Annotated in this window: 19 protein-coding genes; 7 read left to right on the top strand and 12 right to left on the bottom strand. The window is 63.5% G+C overall.

Going from position 1 to position 22109, the window contains the following annotated elements; translation table 11 throughout:
• Nucleotides 1-293 precede the first annotated feature (293 nt).
• The 4 genes from ilvA to QCE69_RS01400 all read left to right on the top strand — a co-directional run bounded on the left by ilvA (nucleotide 294) and on the right by QCE69_RS01400 (nucleotide 4820).
• On the top strand, nucleotides 294-1817 hold the full coding sequence (gene ilvA, locus QCE69_RS01415; RefSeq protein WP_309931514.1) for a threonine ammonia-lyase, biosynthetic: 1524 nt from the start codon (nucleotides 294-296) through the stop codon (nucleotides 1815-1817).
• A 5-nt stretch (nucleotides 1818-1822) separates the two neighbouring features.
• Nucleotides 1823-2758: a 5'-nucleotidase gene (locus tag QCE69_RS01410; RefSeq protein ID WP_309913624.1), complete on the top strand. Its 936-nt coding sequence runs from the start codon at nucleotides 1823-1825 to the stop codon at nucleotides 2756-2758.
• The gene (gene queF / locus QCE69_RS01405; protein WP_309807162.1) at nucleotides 2755-3579 is read left to right on the top strand and encodes an NADPH-dependent 7-cyano-7-deazaguanine reductase QueF; all 825 of its coding nucleotides are present in this window, start codon (nucleotides 2755-2757) and stop codon (nucleotides 3577-3579) included. The genes QCE69_RS01410 and queF overlap by 4 nt, the downstream gene beginning before the upstream one ends.
• Before the next feature lie 194 nt (nucleotides 3580-3773).
• A complete protein-coding gene (locus QCE69_RS01400; RefSeq protein WP_309929057.1) occupies nucleotides 3774-4820 on the top strand; it encodes an FtsK/SpoIIIE domain-containing protein in 1047 nt (348 codons plus the stop codon).
• Between the two features lie 116 nt (nucleotides 4821-4936).
• On the opposite strand, the gene QCE69_RS01395 is transcribed toward QCE69_RS01400, so the two are convergent.
• The 3 genes from QCE69_RS01395 to QCE69_RS01385 are packed head-to-tail and all read right to left on the bottom strand — an operon-like array spanning nucleotide 4937 to nucleotide 7720.
• On the bottom strand, nucleotides 4937-5323 hold the full coding sequence (locus tag QCE69_RS01395; RefSeq protein ID WP_309807160.1) for a RidA family protein: 387 nt from the start codon (nucleotides 5321-5323) through the stop codon (nucleotides 4937-4939).
• 28 nt (nucleotides 5324-5351) lie between these two features.
• Nucleotides 5352-6830 carry a D-aminoacylase gene (locus QCE69_RS01390; protein ID WP_309929054.1) on the bottom strand — a complete coding sequence of 493 codons (1479 nt, stop codon included), beginning with the start codon at nucleotides 6828-6830 and terminating at the stop codon, nucleotides 5352-5354.
• A 2-nt stretch (nucleotides 6831-6832) separates the two neighbouring features.
• Nucleotides 6833-7720 (bottom strand): MurR/RpiR family transcriptional regulator, encoded by an 888-nt coding sequence (locus QCE69_RS01385; RefSeq protein ID WP_309913609.1) that lies wholly within the window; start codon nucleotides 7718-7720, stop codon nucleotides 6833-6835.
• A 141-nt stretch (nucleotides 7721-7861) separates the two neighbouring features.
• Here QCE69_RS01385 and QCE69_RS01380 point away from each other — a divergent pair, with 141 nt between their 5' ends.
• Nucleotides 7862-9136, top strand: a complete 1275-nt coding sequence (locus tag QCE69_RS01380) for an amino acid deaminase (protein WP_309913606.1) — start codon at nucleotides 7862-7864, stop codon at nucleotides 9134-9136.
• On the opposite strand, the gene QCE69_RS01375 is transcribed toward QCE69_RS01380, so the two are convergent.
• Both QCE69_RS01375 and QCE69_RS01370 read right to left on the bottom strand, forming a co-directional pair.
• Nucleotides 9133-9603: a MarR family transcriptional regulator gene (locus QCE69_RS01375; RefSeq protein ID WP_309913602.1), complete on the bottom strand. Its 471-nt coding sequence runs from the start codon at nucleotides 9601-9603 to the stop codon at nucleotides 9133-9135. The genes QCE69_RS01380 and QCE69_RS01375 overlap by 4 nt on opposite strands.
• 16 nt (nucleotides 9604-9619) lie before the next feature.
• Nucleotides 9620-11215, bottom strand: coding sequence for an MFS transporter (locus QCE69_RS01370; RefSeq protein WP_309913600.1), 1596 nt, complete (start codon nucleotides 11213-11215; stop codon nucleotides 9620-9622).
• 110 nt (nucleotides 11216-11325) lie between these two features.
• On the opposite strand from QCE69_RS01370, the gene QCE69_RS01365 reads away from it, so the two are divergent.
• Nucleotides 11326-12174 carry an EcsC family protein gene (locus QCE69_RS01365; protein WP_309913597.1) on the top strand — a complete coding sequence of 283 codons (849 nt, stop codon included), beginning with the start codon at nucleotides 11326-11328 and terminating at the stop codon, nucleotides 12172-12174.
• Here the strand turns inward: QCE69_RS01365 and QCE69_RS01360 are convergent.
• The 3 genes from QCE69_RS01360 to QCE69_RS01350 form a co-directional block, all read right to left on the bottom strand.
• Nucleotides 12144-13070 carry an alpha/beta hydrolase gene (locus QCE69_RS01360; protein WP_309929051.1) on the bottom strand — a complete coding sequence of 309 codons (927 nt, stop codon included), beginning with the start codon at nucleotides 13068-13070 and terminating at the stop codon, nucleotides 12144-12146. The genes QCE69_RS01365 and QCE69_RS01360 overlap by 31 nt on opposite strands.
• Before the next feature lie 10 nt (nucleotides 13071-13080).
• Nucleotides 13081-13527, bottom strand: coding sequence for a CHRD domain-containing protein (locus QCE69_RS01355; RefSeq protein ID WP_309913590.1), 447 nt, complete (start codon nucleotides 13525-13527; stop codon nucleotides 13081-13083).
• Between the two features lie 203 nt (nucleotides 13528-13730).
• Nucleotides 13731-14903: a porin gene (locus tag QCE69_RS01350; protein WP_309929048.1), complete on the bottom strand. Its 1173-nt coding sequence runs from the start codon at nucleotides 14901-14903 to the stop codon at nucleotides 13731-13733.
• 483 nt (nucleotides 14904-15386) lie between these two features.
• Here QCE69_RS01350 and QCE69_RS01345 point away from each other — a divergent pair, with 483 nt between their 5' ends.
• Nucleotides 15387-16331, top strand: coding sequence for a LysR family transcriptional regulator (locus QCE69_RS01345; protein WP_309913584.1), 945 nt, complete (start codon nucleotides 15387-15389; stop codon nucleotides 16329-16331).
• Between the two features lie 29 nt (nucleotides 16332-16360).
• Here QCE69_RS01345 and QCE69_RS01340 read toward each other — a convergent pair whose 3' ends face one another.
• The 4 genes from QCE69_RS01340 to QCE69_RS01325 form a co-directional block, all read right to left on the bottom strand.
• Complete coding sequence (locus tag QCE69_RS01340; protein ID WP_309929045.1) at nucleotides 16361-19249, bottom strand: ATP-binding protein; 2889 nt, start codon at nucleotides 19247-19249, stop codon at nucleotides 16361-16363.
• Nucleotides 19250-19486: 237 nt separating this feature from the next.
• Complete coding sequence (locus QCE69_RS01335; protein ID WP_309913578.1) at nucleotides 19487-20137, bottom strand: response regulator transcription factor; 651 nt, start codon at nucleotides 20135-20137, stop codon at nucleotides 19487-19489.
• Nucleotides 20138-20224: 87 nt separating this feature from the next.
• On the bottom strand, nucleotides 20225-21001 hold the full coding sequence (locus QCE69_RS01330; protein ID WP_309913575.1) for a response regulator transcription factor: 777 nt from the start codon (nucleotides 20999-21001) through the stop codon (nucleotides 20225-20227).
• 67 nt (nucleotides 21002-21068) lie between these two features.
• Nucleotides 21069-21716, bottom strand: a complete 648-nt coding sequence (locus QCE69_RS01325; RefSeq protein WP_309899011.1) for a response regulator transcription factor — start codon at nucleotides 21714-21716, stop codon at nucleotides 21069-21071.
• Nucleotides 21717-22109 lie beyond the last annotated feature (393 nt).

Raw genomic sequence — 22109 nt, 5'->3', positions numbered from 1 at the left:
ACATGCGCCAGAAAATCGATCCGAAGCTGCCGGTGCATCTGCCGATCCTGATTGCTGATACGTAAAAGGAAATTCTAACCCAGGATCATGACGCGCGTTGCCGGGCGCTAGCAGGCGGAAGGGCTTTTTGCTAGTACATTCGCGACGCGTTCATGGCATTTTCGACGCTTTTTTGCACGACCGTCCGGACGGTCGGAACATATGGGGGTGCGGCGACGAGCGCGACAGGCGCTATCATGGATGCTTTCGCCCTCAAAACCCGCACGCATGCGTGCCGCGTGACGATTTTCCGCATGACACATCCCGACTACCTGAAGAAAGTGCTGACCGCGCGTGTGTACGACGTCGCGCGGGAAAGCGAGCTCGAACCCGCGAACAATCTGTCGGCGCGCCTGCGCAATGCCGTGTTCCTGAAGCGCGAGGACAACCAGCCGGTGTTCTCCTTCAAGATTCGCGGCGCCTATAACAAGATGGCGAACCTCTCCGCCGACGAACTCGCGCGCGGCGTGATTACGGCCTCGGCGGGCAATCATGCGCAGGGCGTGGCGCTGTCGGCGGCGCGGCTCGGCTGCCGCGCGGTGATCGCGGTGCCGACCACCACGCCGCAGGTCAAGATCGACGCGATCCGCACGCATGGCGGCCCGACGGTCGAAATCGTGCTGGCGGGCGAATCCTATAGCGACGCCTACACGCGCGCCGTGCAGCTTCAGGAAGAACGCGGCCTGACCTTCGTGCATCCGTTCGACGATCCCGACGTGATCGCCGGGCAAGGCACCGTCGCGATGGAAATCCTGCGCCAGCATCAGGGCCCGATCCACGCGATCTTCTGCCCGATCGGCGGCGGCGGTCTGGCGGCGGGCGTGGCGGCCTACATCAAGGCCGTGCGTCCGGAGATCAAGGTGATCGGCGTGCAGACCGAGGATTCCTGCGCGATGGCGAAGTCGGTCAAGGCGGGCGAGCGCATCACGTTGAGCGAGGTCGGCCTGTTCTCGGACGGCACCGCGGTGAAGCTGGTCGGCGAGGAAACCTTCCGCCTGTGCCGGAAACTGCTCGATGACATCATCACCGTGGACACCGACGCCCTCTGCGCCGCCATCAAGGACGTGTTCCAGGACACGCGCTCGGTGCTCGAACCGGCGGGCTCGCTCGCGGTGGCGGGCGCGAAGCTGTATGCGGAGCGCGAAGGCATCGAGGGCAAGACGCTGATCGCGGTGACCTCGGGCGCGAACATGAATTTCGACCGCATGCGCTTCGTCGCCGAACGCGCCGAAGTGGGCGAAGCGCGCGAGGCGGTGTTCGCCGTGACGATTCCCGAGGAGCGCGGCAGTTTCAGGCGCTTCTGCGAACTGGTCGGCACCCGGAGCGTGACCGAGTTCAACTATCGCATCGCGGACGAAAAAGCCGCGCACATCTTCGTCGGCGTGCAGATCAAGTCGCGCAAGGAAACGGCGCAGATGATGACGGCCTTCGTCGAACATGGTTTCGCGACCGTGGATCTGTCGCACGATGAACTCTCGAAGCAGCACATCCGCTACATGGTGGGCGGCCGCTCGCCGCTCGCGCGCGACGAACGCCTGTTGCGCTTCGAATTCCCGGAGCGGCCGGGCGCGCTGATGAAGTTCCTGTCGTCGATGGCGCCGGACTGGAACATCAGCCTGTTCCATTACCGTAACCAAGGCGCGGACTATAGCTCGATTCTGGTCGGCATCCAGGTGCCGCAGACGGACAACGCGGAGTTCGAGCGTTTCCTCGCGACGCTCGGCTATCCGTGGTGGGACGAAGGCGCGAATCCGGTGTACCGCCTGTTCCTCGGCTGACCAAGATGTCTTTCACGCTCGAAGACAAGCTCGTCGTCGCGATTTCGTCGCGTGCGCTGTTCGATTTCGAAGAAGAGAACGGCGTCTTCGAAACCGGTGATCTCGCGCGTTACGAGGCCTTGCAGCGCTCGCGGCTCGATACGCCCGCGAAACCCGGCGTGGCATTCAGCCTGATCCGCAAGCTGCTTGCGCTGAACACACAGGAACAGCGTGTCGAGGTGGTGATCCTGTCGCGCAGCGATCCCATCAGCGGCCTGCGCGCGTTTCGCTCGTGCAAGGAGCATGGCCTGGCGATCGAGCGCGGCGTCTTCACGCGCGGGCGCTCGCCGTTCCGCTATCTGCGGCCGCTGCGCGCTTCGCTGTTTCTGTCGGCGAATCCGGAGGATGTGCGTGCGGCGCTCGACGCCGGCTTCCCCGCCGCCAGCGTTCTGCCCGAAACGGTCGTCGCGGCGAGCCATTACGCCCATGAGATTCGCATCGCCTTCGACGGCGACGCCGTGATCTTTTCCGACGAAGCCGAGCGCGTCTTTCAGGAGAGCGGCCTGCCGGCGTTCATTGGCCACGAACTCGACAAGAAGGATTCGCCCTTGCCGGGCGGACCGCTCAAACCGCTGCTCGCCGCCCTTCACAAGCTCCAGCGCATTGCCGCGCAAGGCGAGCGCGAAGGAACGACGCCCGCGAACGGCAGCCCGCCGATGCACATCCGCACCGCACTGGTCACCGCCCGCTCCGCGCCTGCACACGAGCGTGCGATCCGGACGCTGATGGCCTGGAACATCGAGATCGACGAAGCGATGTTCCTCGGCGGCCTCGACAAGGGCGACTTCCTGCGAGAATTCGAGCCCGACTTTTTCTTCGACGATCAAATTCGCCATTGCGAATCGGCCCGCGACGTCACCGTCACGGGGCACGTTCTCAGCGGCATAGCGAACGCCACATGACACCCGATCAATCTCCGCTCGGCAAGCCCGTCCACTACACCGAACAGTACGATGCGTCGCTGCTGTTCGCGATCGACCGCAAGCGCGCGCGCGATGCGATCGGCGTCCCTGCGCGGCTGCCGTTCTTCGGCACCGACATCTGGAATGCCTACGAACTCTCTTGGCTGAACCGTAACGGCAAGCCGCAGATTGCGGTCGCCACGTTCTTCGTGCCGGCGGATGCGCCGAACATCGTGGAGTCGAAGTCGTTCAAGCTGTATCTGGGATCGTTCGCGCAGACGCCGTTCGATTCCATCGACGACGTGCGCGCCGCCATCAAGCGCGACGTGTCGGCGATCTGCGGGGCGACGGTGTCCGTGCAACTCAGCGCGCCCGCGGATTTCGGCAAGCTCGTGATGGAAGAGTTCGATGGCCTGTCGCTCGACCGGCTCGACCTCGATTGCAACGTGTATTCGCCCGACCCGTCATTGCTGAGCGCGGCGCACGGTGAGACGCCCGTCGACGAGACGCTGTTCTCGAACCTGTTGAAATCGAACTGTCCAGTGACGGGCCAGCCGGACTGGGGCAGCGTGCAGATCCGCTACTATGGCTCGCAGATCGATCACGCGGGATTGCTGCGTTACATCGTGTCCTATCGCGGACACACGGGGTTTCATGAGCAATGCGTCGAGCGCATCTTCATGGACATCATGCGGGAGTGCAAGCCGGAACGGCTCGCGGTGTATGCGCGTTATACGCGGCGCGGCGGGCTGGATATCAACCCGTTCCGCACCAACTTCAATCTGCCGATGCCGGATAATGCGCGGCTGGCGCGGCAGTGATAAAGAATTTTCTCAACGAAAGCCGATGGAATTTTCTTACTGAGCTGAAGCCGCACATCTTAAGCACCAAGGCAACCCGAAATAAATCAGAGAAATCCGATTTATTTCGGGTTTTTATTTTCACATTCCACATGGTCATTGATTAGCAAACCGTATAAGATTTTAAAGTATCGCCGCTGCAAAGAAAGTTGAGCATGAGCAAGATATTTCAAGCGGGAGACGAACACCACTCGATTGAGGAACTCTGGGAAAGAGTTATCTCGGATATAAGATCGGAGTATTTATCTCCTGCACAAGATTTTCCTTGGATCATTGGATTCTCAGGCGGTAAGGATTCCACCTTGGTTGCGCACCTTGCGTTCGAAGCGCTTCTGACAATTCCTCCATCGCAAAGAACCAGGCCTGTACACGTAGTCTCAAACGATACTCTGGTTGAAAGTCCGTTCGTCATGCTGCATCTGAATAAGGTATGCAAAAAAATTGCAGCTTCGGCAGATGACTTGGGGTTACCGGTTTTCGTCGGACTTGATCTTGACGGCGCGAACGTCTCGTTCGATCTGCGCACTGCACCCCATCTGCTAGTTGGTGGGGCAACGGGGATGGGCAAAAGCGTGTGTCTGCACACGCTTGTCCTCTCGCTTCTGCTCGGTCGATCCGCAGAGACGTTGCAACTGGCACTCATCGACCCGAAGCAGGTCGAGTTTGCACCCTATTCCGGTCTCGACAACCTCTTTGGCGGGGAAGTTGTGCCGGACGTTGCAGGAGCTCTGAAGCTCCTGCAACGTCTCGTGGTTGAAATGGACACGCGCTACGCTACATTCGCAGGCTTGGGAGTTTCCGATATTGCTCAGGCTTTGAAAAAAGGCGCAGAGCTTCCGTACGTCGCTGTCGTGGTTGAGGAACTCGCGGACCTCGTTCTGCAGAGCAAGAAGATCGAGCCTCTTATCGTGAGACTCGCTCAGAAGGCTCGGGCAGCAGGAATTCATCTGATTCTCGCAACACAACGCCCGGATGCGAAAACTTTTTCCGGTCTGATTCGCAGCAATGTTCCAGCGCGAATCGCTCTCACAGTTCAGAAAACGTCGGAATCGATCATCGTCATCGACGAGGCTGGCGCGGAATCGTTGACGGGAGCAGGAGACATGCTAGTCAAACTTCCTGGAAAAGCGCTTGTTCGAGCGCACGGACCGATGATCTCACCCCAGGACATCAACGCAGTCGTGCAGGGCCGGTTGCCTTGAACTGATCGGCCTCGCGGAAAGCACTCGAACTTGAAGTGGCGAGCTGCTCGACTCGTCACTTCAGATTCGTATGAGGCCGCACTTCTCCGCGTAAGTGACCGACCAATGGGCTCAACTCACGCAGCCGCCTTCTTATAAGCCACGCAATCCACCTCGACCTTGCAGTCGATCACCATCGACGACACCACGCACGCCCGTGCCGGCGGGTTCGCGCCGAAATACTCCTTGAACACCTTGTTGAACGACGCGAAGTCGCGCGGATCGTCCAGCCACACGCCGCAACGCACCACGTGCTCCGTGCCGTAGCCCGCTTCCTGCAGGATCGCGAGCACGTTCTGAATCGCCTTGTGCGATTGCTCGACGATGCCGCCGTTGATCACCTCGCCGTTTTCCATCGGCGTCTGGCCCGACACGAACAGCCAGCCATCGGCCTCCACCGCGCGTGCGAACGGCATATGCGCGCCGCCTTGTCCCTTGCCGCCTTCCACGCCATAACGCTTCATCGCTTCACTCCTTGATTCAAATACAGGTTTAGAACGCACCGCGCGCATCGAGCTTCGATGCCGCGCCGCGCGCAACGAAATGTCCCGCGCGCGCACCGGTCATGGCCCGCTCGCGATACGTCAGCACCCCATTCACCCACACCGCGTCGATGCCGTCCGCCGCCTGCTGCGGCTGCGCAAACGTCGCGGCATCGCGCACGCGTTCAGGATCGAACACCACCAGATCCGCGTGATGGCCCACCTTCACCTCACCGCGCTCCGTCAAACCGAAGCGCCGCGCTGTCAGACCCGTCATCTTGCGCACCGCTTCCTCGAGCGGCATCAGCGACGTGTCGCGCGCATAGTGCCCGAGCACGCGCGGAAACGCGCCCCACAGACGCGGATGCGGCAACGGATCGTTCGGCAAACCGTCCGAGCCGACCATCGTCGCGGGATGCGAGAGGATGCGCCGCACGTCGTCTTCCGACATGTTGTGATACACCGCGCCCGCCGGCTGCAAGCGCTTCGCGGCTTCCTGCTGCGTCACCTGCCACGCGTCGGCCACTTCGCGGATCAGCTTGCCCGCCATCTCCGGATGCGGCGTCGACCAGGTGATCGTGATGTCGATGTCGCCCGTGACCTGCTTGAGATCGAGCGTCGACGAACTGCGGTTGTACGGATAACAGTCGCACGCGACCGGCTGCCCTGCGCGCGTGGTGTCGATCGACTTCAGCACTTCCGTGCTGCGCCCCCAGTTCGACGGCCCCGCGCACTTCAGATGCGAGATCACCACCGGCACGCGCGCATGGCGCCCGACGCGATAGGCCTCGTCCATTGCATCGAGAATGGCGTCGAACTCGGTGCGCATGTGCGTCGTGTAGAGCGCGCCCGCCTGCGCCAGCGGTTCGGCGAGCGCCTGCACTTCCTCGGGAGGCGCGCTGAACGCCGAGCCATAGGCGAGACCGCTCGACAAACCGAGCGCGCCATGCGCCAGCGCCTCTTCGAGCTGCGCGCGCATGCCGGCGATTTCGTCGCCGGTGGCGGCGCGGTCGAGCCTGTCCATGTGATTGCTGCGCAGCGCCGTGTGGCCGATCAGCGCGCCGACGTTCACCGCCGGGCGCGCGCCGTTCACTGCATCGACATAGGCAGCAAAGGTCGGATACTGGAACGCGGCGGCATCGCCGAGCAGGTTCATCGGGTCGGGCGGCGCGCCTTTCAGCGTCACCGGCGACGCGCTGATCCCGCAATTGCCGACGATCACCGTCGTCACGCCCTGGGTGATCTTCGGCATCATCTGCGGCACGCGGATCACGTGGGTGTCGTCGTGCGTGTGAACGTCGATGAAGCCCGGCGCGAGCACCTTGCCCTCGGCATCGAAGGTGTCGCCGGCGCGCCAGGCGGACAAGCCGCCGGGCGCCGTGATCGCGACGATGCGTCCGTCGCGCACCGCGACATCGCGCGCCACGGCGGGCGCACCCGTGCCGTCGATCACCCGCGCGCCGACGATCAGCGTATCGGCCAGTTCCATCATCAGTCTCCCAAGGGTTGACGCTCGCCGCCGCCGCGATGCGCGTCGAGCGCATGCTTCATGCGGCGCAGCAGTTCGCGGCTGGTGTCGGCCTGCTTGACGGCGAGTTCGGTGACGAGCAGGTCGAGCGCCATCATCATCGCGTAGCGCGACGACGACGGCTTGTAGATGAAGTCGCTTTCCATTGCGATGACCGGGATCAGCCAGTCGGCCAGCACGCCGAGCGGCGACGCCGGCGCGGTCAGCGCAATCACGCGCGCGCCGTACTGCTTCGCGAGCCGGCAGCTTTCGACCATCTCCGGCGTCTGCCCGGTCACCGAGAGCGCGACCACGACGTGTTCCTTCGACAATGTCGACGCCACCATCCGTTGCAGCAGGCCGTCCTGATACGACGCCACCGGCCGGCCGAGCCGCACGAGGCGAAAGCGCATTTCATCGGCGAGCGCGGTCGAGCCGCCGCCCATCCCGAACACGTAGATCATCGCGGCGGCGGCAAGCGCGTCGGCGGCCTCGGCCACCGGCGCTGCCGCGAGCGCGCCCTGGTTCTGCGCCAGCGTGCCCTGCACTTCCTCGAAGATGCGCGCCGCCAGCGAAGCCGGCACGGCGTCGGCATCGCGCGTCAGGAAGCGCTGGCCGACACCCGCCGCCTGCGCGAGCCGCAGCTTCAATTCGCGCACGTCCTCGCAGCCGACCGCCTTCGCGAAACGCGTGACCGTCGCGACGCTCACCGCCGCCTTGTCCGCCAGCGCGCCAATGCTCGCGCGCGACGCGGCCACGATGTCGTCGAGGATCAGCGCCGCCACCTTGCGTTCCGCGTCGCGCAGTTCGGGCGCGCGCTCCGCAATGCGTGCGACGATGTCGATACCGATGGAATGAGACGGGCCGTTCATGAGGTGCGCGGTTGACTCGCGATGATGTTACTAAATAACATTTCCATCCCGGATGCTACTTTGGTTACTATCGTAGCGTCAACATCGGAGCACGTGAGACGGCGCCCGAATCTATTTAAATGGACGATGGAGCAGCAGCGCATGAAAGTTACAAACTATCAAAGCCCCGCGATCGACCCGTTCGGCAAGGGCCTCGGCATGGTGCCGGGCACGGGCATCCAGTTGCAGGACGCGGCGCGCCTGCAATGGAACCTGCTCGAGGAAGATGTCAGCCTGCCCGCCGCCGTGCTGTACGCGGACCGCATCGAGCACAACCTGAAGTGGATGCAGGCATTCGTCGGCGAATACGGCGTGAAGCTCGCGCCGCATGGCAAGACTACGATGGCGCCGCAACTCTTCCGCCGTCAGTTGGAAACCGGTGCGTGGGGCATCACGCTGGCCACCGCACATCAGGTGCGCGCGGCGTATCGCGGCGGCGTGCATCGCGTGCTGATGGCGAACCAGCTGGTCGGCAAGCGCAACATGGGCATGATCGCCGAGTTGCTCACCGATCCGAATTTCGAATTCTTCTGCCTGGTGGATTCAGCCGACGGCGTCGATCAGCTCGGTGAATTCTTCAGCTCGGTGCGCAAGAAGCTCAATGTGCTGATCGAACTCGGCGTGCCGGGCGGGCGCACCGGCGTGCGTGACGACGCCCAGCGCGACGCCGTGCTCGCCGCCATCGCGCGCTGGCCGGGCACGATCGAACTGGCAGGCATCGAGTTGTATGAAGGCGTGCTGCAGGACGAAGCGCGGGTGCGCGAGTTCCTGAAAAGCGCCGTCGATGTCACGCGCGCGCTGATCGCCGACGGCAAGATCAAACGCCAGCCGGCGATCCTCTCCGGCGCGGGCTCCGCGTGGTACGACGTGGTCGCCGACGAATTCGCCAAGGCCCATAGCGACGCCATCGAAGTCGTGCTGCGTCCGGGCTGCTATCTGACGCACGATGTCGGCATCTACAAGAAGGCCCAGAACGAGATCTTCGCGCGCAATCCGATCGCGAAGAAAATGGGCCAGGGACTGAAACCGGCGCTGCAACTGTGGGCGTACGTGCAGTCGATTCCGGAGCCGGACCGCGCGATCATCGGGCTCGGCAAGCGCGATTCGGCCTTCGACGCCGGCATGCCGGAACCGGCGAAGCACTATCGTCCGGGCAACGACGCGCCACGCGACATCGCGGCTGAAGAAGGCTGGGAAATTTTTGGTTTGATGGATCAGCACGCGTATCTGCGCATCCGTCCGGGCGACGATCTGAAAGTGGGCGACATGATCGCGTTCGACATCTCGCACCCCTGCCTGACCTTCGACAAGTGGCGTCAGATTCTCGTCGTCGATCCGAAGTATCGCGTCACCGAAGTGATCGAGACGTTCTTTTAAATCTTCGCCTCGAGCGCGGCCGCCTGCGATGCATTGGCGGCCGCCACGTCCTGGATGCGTCCCTCGAACATGTGCAAAGCGCTCGACAGCGCCTCGATGGCCTCGTCGGGCAGCGACGCCATCGTGTCATGCAGGAACGCATTGCGGCGCGGCAGGCCTTCCTGCGCGATCGCCCGGCCTTGCGCCGTCAGCGCGACATTCGACACGCGATTGTCGCGCGCATCCACGCTGCGCATGATCCAGCCGAGTCCTTCGAGCGTCTTCAGCTGTCGTGTCAGCGCGCCGGGATCGACCTTCAAGTGCTCGACGAGCTTCTTCTGCGACAGCACGCCCGCATGCTCGTGCAGCGCGAGCAGGATGCGCCAGCGGGGCATCGGCTGACCGACGGCCGTCTCGAACGCCGACATGAACGCCCGATAGGTGCGTCCGAACTGCTGGATGACGGCGATACGGTCTTGTTCGTTCATGCTGTGTTTCCCGTGCTCATTCGGCGAGGATGACCGGTTCCTGCGGCCCTTTCAGGCGCACCGGAGGAACACGCCGCGACTGCCATACCGATACCACCGCGATCAGCGCCGCCAGCGCCAGCCCGATGTGGATCGCCGCCACCAGCGACTCGCGCGCGGACTCGAGCAGCATCGCGCCGTCGTGGCCCGCGGCGCTCAGTTGCGCGAGCAGCGCCTGTTGCCCGTCCTGATTGATGAGGATCTGCGGATCCGAGAGATCGCCGGCCCAGCGCAGCGCATGCGCCTTGTCGAGCGCGAGGTTCACGCCGCTCGCGTACAGCTGGCTCACGAGCGTACCGGTGAGCGCCGTGCCGATCATCCCGCCGATCATGCGCAGCGATTGCAGCAGCGCGGTTGCGATGCCGAGATGCGCGCGACCGGCCGTCTGCTGGGCGAACACGGTGAGGTTCGGCATCACGAAGCCGAGGCCCAGGCCGCCGAGCAGCATGACCACCAGCAACAGCGAGCGCGGCATGTTGTGCGTGGCCACGACGACACCCAGGCACGACAGCGCCAGCAGGGAGAAGCCGGCATACAGCATCAGGTTGGCGTTCTTCAGGCGCGTCACGATGCGTCCGTTCACGATGCTGCCTATCGTGATGAACACCACGAGCGGCGTGATCATCACGCCCGCATCCTTCGGCGACATGCCGAAGCCGCCCTGGAACAGCAGCGGCGCGTAGAACAGCAGCGAGAACATCGTGAAGCCGCCGAGGATCGCCAGCGTGAAGAGCGCGGCGAGCGCCGGGTTGCGGAACATGTCGATCGGCAGGATCGCGTAATCGCAGCGCTTTTCCCAGCGCCACAAGCCAAAGCCCGCCGCGATGGCGATGACCAGCAGGCCCGCCGTTGCCACGCCGAAGCCGTGCTTGGGCAACATCTCGACGAACAGTTGCAGCGCGCCCAGCGACGCCGCGATCAGCAGCGCACCGGGCCAGTCGAGCCGCATCTTGCCCTGGTGGACGACGTGACGCAGATGCGGCAGAAAGCGCCACACGAAGAACAGCGAGATCACGCCCACCGGCAGGTTGACGTAGAACACCGAGCGCCAGCCGTAGTACTGCGTCAGGAAGCCGCCGAGCGACGGCCCGACCGCATTGGCGATGCCGAACGCCGAACTCATCAGCACTTGCCAGCGCAGGCGCACGACGTTGTCCGGAAACAGATCCGCGATGCAGGCGAACGCGGTGCCCACCAGCATGCCGCCGCCGATCCCCTGCAGGCCGCGCGCGAGCACCAGGAACATCATGCTGTTGGCGAGCCCGCACAGGACCGAGGCGACCGTGAACACGACGATCGATGCAATCACGAACGGCTTGCGCCCGTAATAGTCACCGAGCCGCCCGAAGATCGGCACCGTGATGACGGAGGTCAGCAAGTAGGAGGTGGCGACCCAGGCGTAGAGGTCGAAGCCCTTGAGTTCAGCGACGATGGTCGGCAGCGCGGTGCCCACCACGGTTTGATCGAGCGCCACCAGCATGGTGACGAAAGAGACGCCCAGCATCGCCATGAGCGATTCGCGGAAAGGCAGAACCTGTCCGCTGGAATGATGCGCGGCGGTATGTACGGCCATCTTTGTAAGCGCAACGATTGACTAGTCAACGGAACGGGAATCATAGCATGCTGTGATCATCCAATCCGCGTGGCACTCTAATGCTTACGCTACGTAACGAACATATCCCAATGGAACCGACGCCGATCATTACCTCCCCGCTTTCCACCGACGATTTCGCCGCTCTGTCCCACGCCAAGGAGCTGCTGGAGAGTCCGTCACTCACCATGAAACTGGCGAGCGTCGTCGGCGCGCCGATCGAGAAGCTGCTCGGACGCTTGCCGGGGGCCGCGCAGGAAAAAGTCGACGAAGCGACGCAGCTCGCGCTCCGGAAGTGCCTGCAACTCGCATTGCGGACGATCGGCAAGAGCACGCCCTCTGGTTCGCTGCTCGCGCCGCCGCCCGACAAGCCGCACAATCTGATGCACAAGCTCGCCGTCGCGACGACCGGCGCCGCGGGCGGTGCGTTCGGCCTGTTCGCGCTGCCCGTGGAACTGCCCGTCACGACGACGCTGATGTTCCGCTCGATCTGCGACATCGCGCGCAGCGAGGGCGAGGACCTGCAGCGTGTCGAGACGCAGCTGCAATGCTTGATGGTGCTCGGCATGGGCGGCACGAAAGCCAGCGACGACAACGCCGATCTCGGCTACTTCATCGTGCGCGGCGCACTGGCGCAGTCGGTCTCGCGCGCGACCAGCGAGATCGCGGCGAAGGGCCTGGGCAGCCACGGCTCCACGGCGCTCCTCAAGTTCCTGCAGACCATCGCGTCGCGCTTCTCTGTGCAGGTCAGCGAGCAAGTGGCCGCCAAGTCGATCCCGGCGATCGGCGCGGTACTCGGCGCCATGGTCAATACCGTGTTCATCGATCACTTCCAGCAAATGGCGCACGGACACTTCACCGTGCGCAGACTGGAACGCCGTTATGGCGGCGCGGCCGTCGAGCGCGCGTATCAGACCATCGAGGTGATGGGCGGCCGATGAGCTTCGCGTGAAGCCGTTGCCTGTTCGATGAACGCCGCCGCGCGGGCCAGCGCCTCGCTGGCCTCCGGCATGAACGGCGCCCAGATCTGGAAGATGTGCGGCACGCTGCGCCAGACATCCAGCTGCACCGCGACGCCTGCGGCGCGCGCCCGCCCGGCGACGCGCGTCGAGTCGTCCAGCAGCAGTTCCGTGTCGCCGACCTGGATCAGCAGCGGCGGCAGGCCGGCAAATTCGCCGAACAGCGGCGACGCATACGGATGGCGCGCATCGGCGCCGCCGAGATACTGCGCGGCGACACGCGGAAACACTGCGGCGTGATACATCGGATCGCGGCCTTCGTTCGTCCGCATCGACGAGCCGCCGCAGGTCAGGTCCGTCCACGGAGAAAACAGGACCACCGCTGCCGGCAGCGGCGTGCCGGCGTCACGCAACGCGAGCAAGGTTGCGAGCGCCAGGCCGCCGCCCGCCGAGTCGCCGGCAAGGACGATCGACTGCGCGGGCGTACCTTCGTCGAGCAAGCGCCGATATGCCGCGACGCTATCGTCGATCGCAGCGGGAAAGCGATGTTCGGGCGCCAGCCGGTAATCGAGCGACAGCACGTTGGCGTGCGCCTGCGACGCGAGCCTGAAGGTAATCGCACGATGACTGCGCGGCGAGCAGAAGTAATAGCCGCCGCCGTGCAGATACAGAATCGTCCGCGGCGTGTGCGTCTCCTTCGTGAGCCATTCGTCACCGGATGCGCTGACTGTGAGCCGCCAGCCCTTCGGCACGCGCGGCGTCCACACTCGACGCGACGCATAGGACCGGGCCAGTTCGACGTCGAGTTCAGGCCGCGCGGTATGCGGCCGGATCCGCGTGCGCAACGCCCAGCAGGCTAGCGCGCGTTGCCAGCTCATCGGCGTGCGCTCAGTTCGACGGCATGACCTGACCGCGTATCTCACCGGTCGGGTTCTCTTGCGTGTGAATGTTGAAGTACCACTGTCCGGACATCAAGTCCGCGACCTGTTGTTCGTTGAGCGTCGCCTGGCCCTTCATGGGACTGGCAAGCGATTTCTTGTCGACCGGCACCTGCACCTTGGCGTTCTGCCCGACCGGCGCCGGGCCATGAAAATGCGCCATCGTCGCCGGACCTGACAGCTCTGCGTAGGTCGCGGTCCAGGCAAGGACGTGAGTGTCGGTGTCGAAGGTCGCGTCGAGCGTGCCATGGCCCTTGCTCACGCGCGGCGGGACTTCGCTCGAGGGTTGCAGGTTGGCTTTCAGCGCGACGGCATCGGCATGAGCCGCGCCCGATGCAAGCAACAGCAAAACCCATGCAGCGGTCCAGCGGACAGCGGATCGGCATGTCGAAATCATGTTTGCGCTCCTGGTGGCGGCCCGTGAGGCGCATCGATGATCTTCGCTCCTGCGCCCGGTGCATGCCATGGTAGTGCAATTCGGCTTGACGGCGCAGGTGGCCACGCGGCGCGATGCCAGGCAAGACAAAAACAAAAGGCACCGCGAGGTGCCTTTTGACAATGCGCCGCGCTCGCGGCGCGCCGCGTTACTTCGCGCGGATATCAGAAGCGATGACGGATGCCCGTGTTCACGAGCACCTGACGGCTGCTCGACGACGCGCCGAACGAGTTGTTGTAGTTGGCGATTGCCGCGGTCGGGTAGAAGCCTTCCGCACCGCCCGAGCCGATCTGCGCCACGCCTTCGACGTGGAAGTCCGTGCGCTTCGACAGCGCGTAGTCAAGCTGCACGCCGAACTGATGGTACTTGACCGTGTCCGTGCTCTTGCCGTAGCCGCTGGCCTTGGCCGTCGAGAACGTATAGGCCGCGCCGAGCGCGAGCGCCGGGGTCAGCAGATAGCGGCCGTTCACTTCGTAGTTGTTGATGACGAGCGAACCGCTTTCCAGCGCCGTGTTGTCGAGACGGCTTTGCGTCCACACGCCGCCGAACGTCATGGCCTCGATCGAGTACGCAGCGCCCGCGCCGAACGTGCGCTGACGCTGACCCGTGGCCGGACCGAAGCCGAACGTGTTGGTGAACTGCTCGCCGGTCACGGCGCCATTGGTCGTGGAGTTCACGCCGTTGGCCTGCATGTAGGCCGCGCCGAGCTTCAGCGGACCATTCGTGTAGCCGGCGCCGAAGCTGTAGGCCCGGTTGTCAGCAAAGCCGTTCGCGTTGTTCGAGAAGCCATAGAGGCCGCTGAACGTCAGGCCGGCGTAGTTCAGGCTCTGGTACTTGATGGAGTTGGCGATGCTGAAGTCGCTGTTCAGGTTGTCGTTGCCGCCGACGTGCCCGAAATACGTACCGCCCCACGTGCCTGCCGCGCTCAGCGGGCCGAGATAGTCGACGACGGAGTCGAACTGCTTGCCGAGCGTGATGGTGCCGAAGCCCGACTGCATCCCGACCCATGCCTGGCGGCCGAAGGTCGCGCCGCTGTCGTTCGACTGGCCGTTGTTGACGCTGAAGCCGCTTTCCACCGTGAAGATGGCCTTCATGCCGCCGCCCAGATCTTCAGAGCCGCGCAAACCCCAACGGCTTTCCTGCAGGTTGCCGCTGGTGAGACCGCGGAAGCTGCCCTTCTGCGGCTGGCCGGCAGGCGCGCCGGTGGCGACGTTGTTCACGAAGGTCATGCCCACGTCGAGCACACCGTACAGCGTAACGCTGCTTTGCGCGCTCGCCGCCGTCGCAAAAGATGCAGCGATGGCCGCCACGGCCGCTCCGATGAGATTCTTTTTCATGCGTATTCCTTTGTGTGAGTCCTGCGGACCCGATGGGTTGCTTCGGTTGAACGCTTGTCGAGCGGATCAACACATTGCTCGTTTAGCCTCTGTCCGAAATTCGGCACGGCAAAGTTTATGGCCCGGTTTTTTTGAGAAGCCGGCAAAGGAATCGCAAAAGGCTTTTCGAATAATTCGAAAAGCCCATTTTCGATATGGGAAAACCCTTGGTTGCGCGCACTTATCCAAGGCGTTGTCTGAAGCGCCACGACAGTTCGGTGTCTTGAAGTTGCGCGCATGCGACAGTGGTCGGGCTTTCGCTGCGCAGTGGTCATAAGGACACACCGCCAGAGCTTCGGATTGATCCGATTGCGTCGCGCTGAATCACGCTCATAACATCGCGCACGCTTATCACGCCGGTAAGCGCGGAACCGAATCAATCAGCGCGCTGGTTTCTCGTTGATTCGACATTCGTTCCGCGTTCGACCGCTTGCTCTTCCTGTCATGAATCTTCTCCACGCCATGCGCGTTTTCTCGAAGGTCGCGGAAACCGAATCGTTCGGACGCGCCGCCGCCGCGCTGGATCTCTCCAATGCCGTGGTCACCCGTTATGTTTCATTACTGGAAACGCATCTGAATACGCGCCTGTTGAACCGGACCACGCGCAGCGTGTCCTTGACCGAGGCTGGCCGTCTCTACGCGGAAGGATGCCGCGCGGTTATCGAGCAGGTGGAAGGCGTCGAGGCTTCGGTAACGAACAGTTCCGCCGATCTGTCGGGCACGCTGAAGCTCGTGGCATCGGCCTCGTTCGCCCTGCTCGGTCTCACACCGATGCTCGGACATTTTCACGACCGCTTTCCGGGCGTGAAGCTTCGGCTCACCCTGCTGCATCGTCCGGTGGATCTCGTCGCCGAAGGTTTCGATGTCGGCATCGTGACCGCGCACCAGGTCAATAGCGGCATGCTGATCAACCGGCCGTTGTTCAGGATCGGCGCAACGCTGGTGGCTTCGCCGGCTTATCTGAGCAGGGCCGGCGTTCCGGACCGGCCGGCCGCGTTGAGCCGGCACGCGTTCCTTGCGCCGTCCGCGGACATTCACGGCTCGACCTGGTCGTTTTCCGGCCCTTCGGGCGCAGTGGAAAATGTCGCGCTCGATCCTACCTACACGGTGAACAGCATGACCATGCTGCGACAAGCGGCGCTGTTCGGCATGGGCATCGCCGTGCTGCCGGAGAGCCATGTCAAACAGGACATGCGCGACGGTTCGCTGCTGCGCCTGTTGCCGGACTACGCAATCAGGGAAGCCGACAAGGAAGTGTCGATTGTTTATCCCGGGCGTCGTCACGTTTCGGCCAAGACACGTTCTTTCGTCGATTTCGCGCTGGACTACTTTCGCAGCCATGAAGCATCGGGTGAAAAGCGCGACGAGGTGTTGCCGTCCGGTCCCTGAGCATCAGCGCCTGTTGCGGACCGGAACCGTCAGATCAGCGCTGCGCCCTGCGTATGAATGCGCTCGACGAGTTGCTCGCATCGTTCGATCAATGCAAGGCCTTCCCGTTGACGAATTTCGGCCGACTGCACAGGCAGGTCGCGACGGAACACTTCGAGCGCATCGAGCAGCGGCCGATACTGCAATACGCTGGCGGCGCCGACAACCCGATGATGCCAGTCGCGCAGTTCATCCACCGTGCCGTGAAACAGCAGCTTGCGCAGCGCGAGCAGATCTTCGCGGAATGAGGAAGCGAATGCATCGAGCAGCGCTCGTACGGTGACTTCGCTGCCCCATACCTGCGCCATGGCGGCAAGATCCAGTTCATCCTTGTCCTCCAGCGGGAAGCCGCGGCTCGGTGGCGCGAGCGTCTGTGTCTCGGTGATCACGGTGCCCGACACGCGCCAGCGATTCAGATGCTCACGCAGCGTGGCCAGCCGCGTGGGCTTCACGAGGCAGTCGTCCATGCCGGCTTCACGACAGCGTCGCAACTCGTCGGGCGCGGTGCTCGCCGTGATGCCGAGGATAGGCAGGCGATAAGCCGTCTCGCGCTCTGCCGACCGAACCCGTCGCGCCAGTTCGTAGCCCGTCATGTTCGGCATGTGGCAATCCGTGATGAGGAAGCCATAGCGCGTGTCCGCGAGCGCCGCAAAGGCTTCCACCCCGTCATGCACGACGTCGCAGGCGAAACCCAGTAACGCCAGTTGATGCCGGATCAATTCCTGATTGACCGGATGATCTTCGGCCACGAGCACGAGCTTGCCGCTGCGCAGCGCATCCGCGCGGTCCGGGGCCGCCATCTTCGACACGCCGCCGAACACGGCGTGAGCGGCATGCGCCTGGGCGCGCACGGCGACTTGCGGCATGCCCGTGAAGGCCGCCACACAAGCCGCGCCGAGCCCGTGCCAGGAGATGGGGTTCACGCTCACGCGAATGTCGTCGTCGAGAATGCGGTAGCCGGTGGGCTTGGGCTTCTCGGTGAGGTGGATCACGCAGGCGCCCAGGGGCATGGCCGTTCTGTGCGCGTCGCTGAGGAAGACGATGTCCGTGTTCCTGCACGCCTCGAACCCGGACGCCACGAGTTCCGCCGGCGCACGCCGTTGCAACTGCAGGCCGAGCGCCTGGCCATAGTTGAGGAGCGCCTGTGCCAGCCGGTCGTCGTCGATGGCCACGATCCCGCGCTTGCCGCGCAGCCCTCCTACCTGATACTGCCGGGTGTCGACCGGCATGGCGAGGCGCACCGTCATGGCCGTGCCCACGCCGACCGCGCTCTTGAGCGTCATCGTGCCGCCCATGAGTTCGACCAGCCGGTTACAGATGGTGAGCCCGAGCCCGGTTCCGCCGAAACGCCGCGTGGTGGAAGTCTCGGCCTGCACGAACGGCTCGAACAGGCTTTCCTGCGCTTCGGCTGCAATGCCGATGCCGGTGTCCTTCACGCACAACTCGATCACCTGCTCCGTCTCGCGCTGCTCGACCGTGTACACATGCAGCGAGACATCGCCCTTGATCGTGAACTTGATGGCGTTGCTCATCAGGTTGAAGAGAATCTGCCGCAGACGCACGCTGTCGCCGCGGACGATGGCCGCCACCTCCGGCGCGACGTCCACGCGCACCCGCAAGCCTTTCTCATGCGCACGGGTGGCAAGCAGGCCGACCGCGCTGTCCACGAGCTCGCGCAGGTCGATGGGCGTGGATTCGATCGACAGGCGTCCCGCTTCGATCTTCGAGTAGTCGAGCAGGTCGTCGAGAATGTGCAGGAGCGCGCTCGCCGAGTCCTGGATCATGCCGAGCATCTGCGACTGGTCCGAATTCATCGGCGTGTTTTCCAGCACCTCTACGAGCCCCAGCACGCCGTTCATCGGCGTGCGGATTTCGTGGCTCATCATGGCCAGGAAGTCGTCCTTCGCACGCGAGGCCGCTTCGGCAATATCACGCGCCCGCGCGAGCTCCTCGGCCCGCGCATGCTCCACGCTGGCATCGGCCCAATAGCCGCTCCACACCACCGCGCCGTCTTCCTCGCGGTGCGCGACGAGGTCGGCGCGAATCCAGCGCGTGACGCCCTGCACGGTGGACCGGAACTCGGTATGCAGCGGTTCGAGCGTACGCGCCGACATCTCGATTTCCTCGAGCAGGCGCGCACTGTCTTCCGCATGCACGTGGGTCAGTGCGTGAATGGGCTCGTCGGCCAGCACCGCGACGTCCAGACCGAGCAGTTGCCGCGTGTCGCCGTCGATATACGGAAGACTGTATTTGCCCCGGCTCGCGCGCCGCAGCTGGAACACGACGGCCGGCAGCGAACGCGTGACGTCATGCAGGCGCCGCTCGGTCTGCCGCGCGCGCGTTTCGGCGTTGCGGATGTCCGTGATGTCGATCATGGTGCCGATCACGCCGGCCCATTCGCCGTTCGACGCCGCGAAGGCGCCCGCCCAGAACAGGCCGCAGCGCGGATTCTTCAGGTTGTCGCAAAACTGGGCCTCGAGTTCCTGACGCTGGCCCGTGGCGAGCGTGGTGCTGGTGAGTTCATGCAGCACCTTGCTTTGTTCATGTCCCCACGCCGCGACTTCCAGGCTGGTGTGACCGAGAATGTCTCCGCGCCGCACGCCCAGGGCCTGCTCGAAAGCGCGGTTCACCGCGATGTAGCGGTTCTCCATGTCCTTCACGACGAGCGGGTACGGCACGACTTCCATCATGGTTTGCTGGAAGCTGAGCTGGGTGCCGAGCCGCTGCTCGGTTTCGATTCGCTTCGCCATTTCCCGTTGCAGGAGGATGAGCGCACGCAATGTCACGAAAAACACCGCCACGACGCCGATGAGCATGGGCAACAGACGCAGGTCGGTGATGCTCAGGCCGGCGTCCGCGGCATGGCTGGCCAGCGGCATCAATGAACACAGGAGCACCAAACAACGGGCAAACGACACTGACGGCACTCTCAATTCAATCCTCTCTCAAACAGGCCGGCTGGTTCACGCCACGGCCAGGCACTTTTCCCGCCGATGCTCGATGTTGGCGCGGCGTCGGAACAATGCCCTTCTAGTCTGACGGCTATTCGCCATGCACCGAATCAGAACCCTCCCAAATGATGTGCGGCATGCGCCGCGCATGCATTGTTCAAGGATTCAGACCAGTCCCACCTGACGGAGAAACGCGGTGAGGTCCGCTTCGGATTCCAGCCCGAGCTTGCGCATGCCGCTGCGTTTCTGAGTCGCGATGGTTTTGCGGCTGCGTCCCGAATGTGCGGCGATTTCGTGTACCAGCAGCCCGCGCGCAACCAGCTGGAAGACCTCCCATTCGCGGCAGCTCAGCACGCCCGCGCGGGCGGGCGCGGCGACCGGCACGCCGCGCAGCGCGGCTTCGATGCCCGGCGACAGAAAGCGCTTTCCCGTCGCGGCCGTCGCGATGGCCAGACTCAGGCACGGCAGCCCGTCCCGTTTGTCGACCACGCCGTCCACGCCGAGATGGAGGAGTCCTGCCAGCATGCGTGGTTGCGAAATCATGGTCATCACGATGACTTTCGGCCGTGCTTTCTGCCAGAAGAGATGTTTCAGGAATCCGATGGCATTGCTCTCCCCCGCGATCCCGCGCATGCCGAGGTCCGAGAGCACGTAGTCGCATGGCGTTGCGTCCAGCCGCTCCGCCAGCTCCTGCGTGTCATGTGCGGTCGCGACGACTTCGAATCGCCCATCCCGTTCGAGAAATGCCTGAACGCCCTTCACGACGACCGGATGGTCGTCCGCAACGATCGCTCGGATCGGCGTGGTGATTCCCATAGTTTCCAGCGATATTTTGAGGACCTCCGGCGCACGCCTTGAGGACGAATGCCTGTCCCGGCGCGCGTCACTCAGGCGCGCCGGACTTCAGATCAGGCCGCTGTCCGCGATGAAGCGGAACAGCGCGGCGTCGGAAGACAGATCCAGTTTGCGCATGGCCGCGCATTTCTGCGCACTGATCGTCTTCACGCTGCGCTCCAGATCTCTCGCGATCTCGGTGATGTTCGCGCCGCGCGCATAGCGCTCGATCACGTCGAGCTCGCGGTTCGTCAGGCGCTGCCGGATGAAGCGCGCCTGCTTCCCGGTATCGGCGAGCGTCAGCATGCGACGGATCGTGGGCCCGAGATAGGTCTCGTTGGCCAGGACCGACACGATGGCCAGGTAGATGAGGTCGAGCCGGTCTTCCTTGCTGAGGAAGGCGTGCGCGCCGGCCTCCAGCGCCTGCTTGACGAGCGCCGCGTCGCCGTTGCGCGACAGGACGACGAGATGCACCGCCGGATAGCGCTGCGCCAGATGCCGGATCATTTCGACGCCCTCGCCAAAGCGTCCCCCTGGCATGTAGAAGTCGACGATCGCCACGTCGCAGCGGGTGCGTGCGAGCGACTCGTCGAGCTGGGTGGAATTCGCGTTGCGGCTCATCACCTCCACGTTGGGGAATTGCCCGGCAAGCCGCTCGACCGCGAGAATGACGAGCGGATGGTCGTCTGCAATCGCGAGACGGATGCGGCCGCCATGCGCGAACACCTGCGCTTCTTCCGCGAAATGCTTCGCGACCGACGTCCTTGCATCGCGCAGGTCCGCCTCCGCTGCACGCGCCGGGATTCCTGCATCAGATGCCGGAGCATTGTGATAGGAGTAGTGCATCTGAACCTCCAGGGGGAGAGCCGAACAGAAAGGCCGAACGGGAAGGCCGAACGGAAAAGCCGCGCGGTCAGTTCAAACCGCGTGCGCGCACGAAGGCAAACAGGCCGGGATCATTGCGCACGCCGAGCTTGTTCATGGCGTCGCGCTTCTGCCGGCTGATCGTGCGGACGTCGCGGTCGAGTTCCCGGGCGATCTCGGTGATCGAATGACCTTGCGCGAACAGGCGCACGACTTCGATTTCCCGCGGCGAAAGCGGCAAGGTTTCGGAAGGGAAGTCCGTCTCGGCTCCCGCTTCCGCAAGCGACGCCGCAAACGAGGCGCTCACATAGCGCCGTTCGACGCTTGCATGACGCACGGCGCTCGCCACGTATTCGATAGGCTCGGCCTTGTTCACGAGGCCCATCGCGCCGGCGTTCAGGATGGAACGCAGAATGGCGACGTTCGTGACGCTCGTCAGCACGACGACATTGACTTGCGGAAAGTCGTCCCGCACGGTGCGGATGAGACGAAGCCCGTCCTTGGCATCCGCGCCGTGTTCCGGCATGGCGAAGTCGGTGACGAGCACGTCGCACGCGACACGCTTGAGTTCAGCCAATAAGGTGCTCGCGTTATTCGCCTGACCGACGACTTCGATTGCCTCGTCTGAATCAAGCAACGCTTTCATCCCGACAAGGACGAAGGGATGATCGTCGGCCAGCATTACGCGAAGTTTCAAAGGGCCCTCATACTGTTTATCTGATTAACGGCTCATGTCTGAACGAGCTTTTGAATTGCATCAAAGTCAATGCCTTACCTGATTTTCGGAATCAATCCGAAGTCATTGCCTGTTAAAAAAACTATTAGCCACGGCTCTTCATGCAAACAGCGCTGAATAGCCGCATTGAGAGCATGCATGTCTATTTCTTCGGTTCTTTCAGCGTGTCAGCTTTCAAGATAGAGTGCGGATATCCCAACGACCATCAGATTATTCCGATTGACCGCATTTACTTTCCGCTATTGGCGCAATGTGTGTCGCGTGATCGTCGACGAGTTACAGATTAATACGGCCCGATAAAAAAAGGGAGAAGTCCGGCCTAAATTCAGAAGACGGCGCAAAAAAACAAAAAGC

The sequence above is a fragment of the Caballeronia sp. LZ032 genome, assembly GCF_031451315.1.
Taxonomy (GTDB): Bacteria; Pseudomonadota; Gammaproteobacteria; order Burkholderiales; family Burkholderiaceae; genus Caballeronia.
The sequence above is the reverse complement of the archived record's forward strand: the minus strand, read 5'-3'. Positions and strand labels throughout refer to the sequence as shown.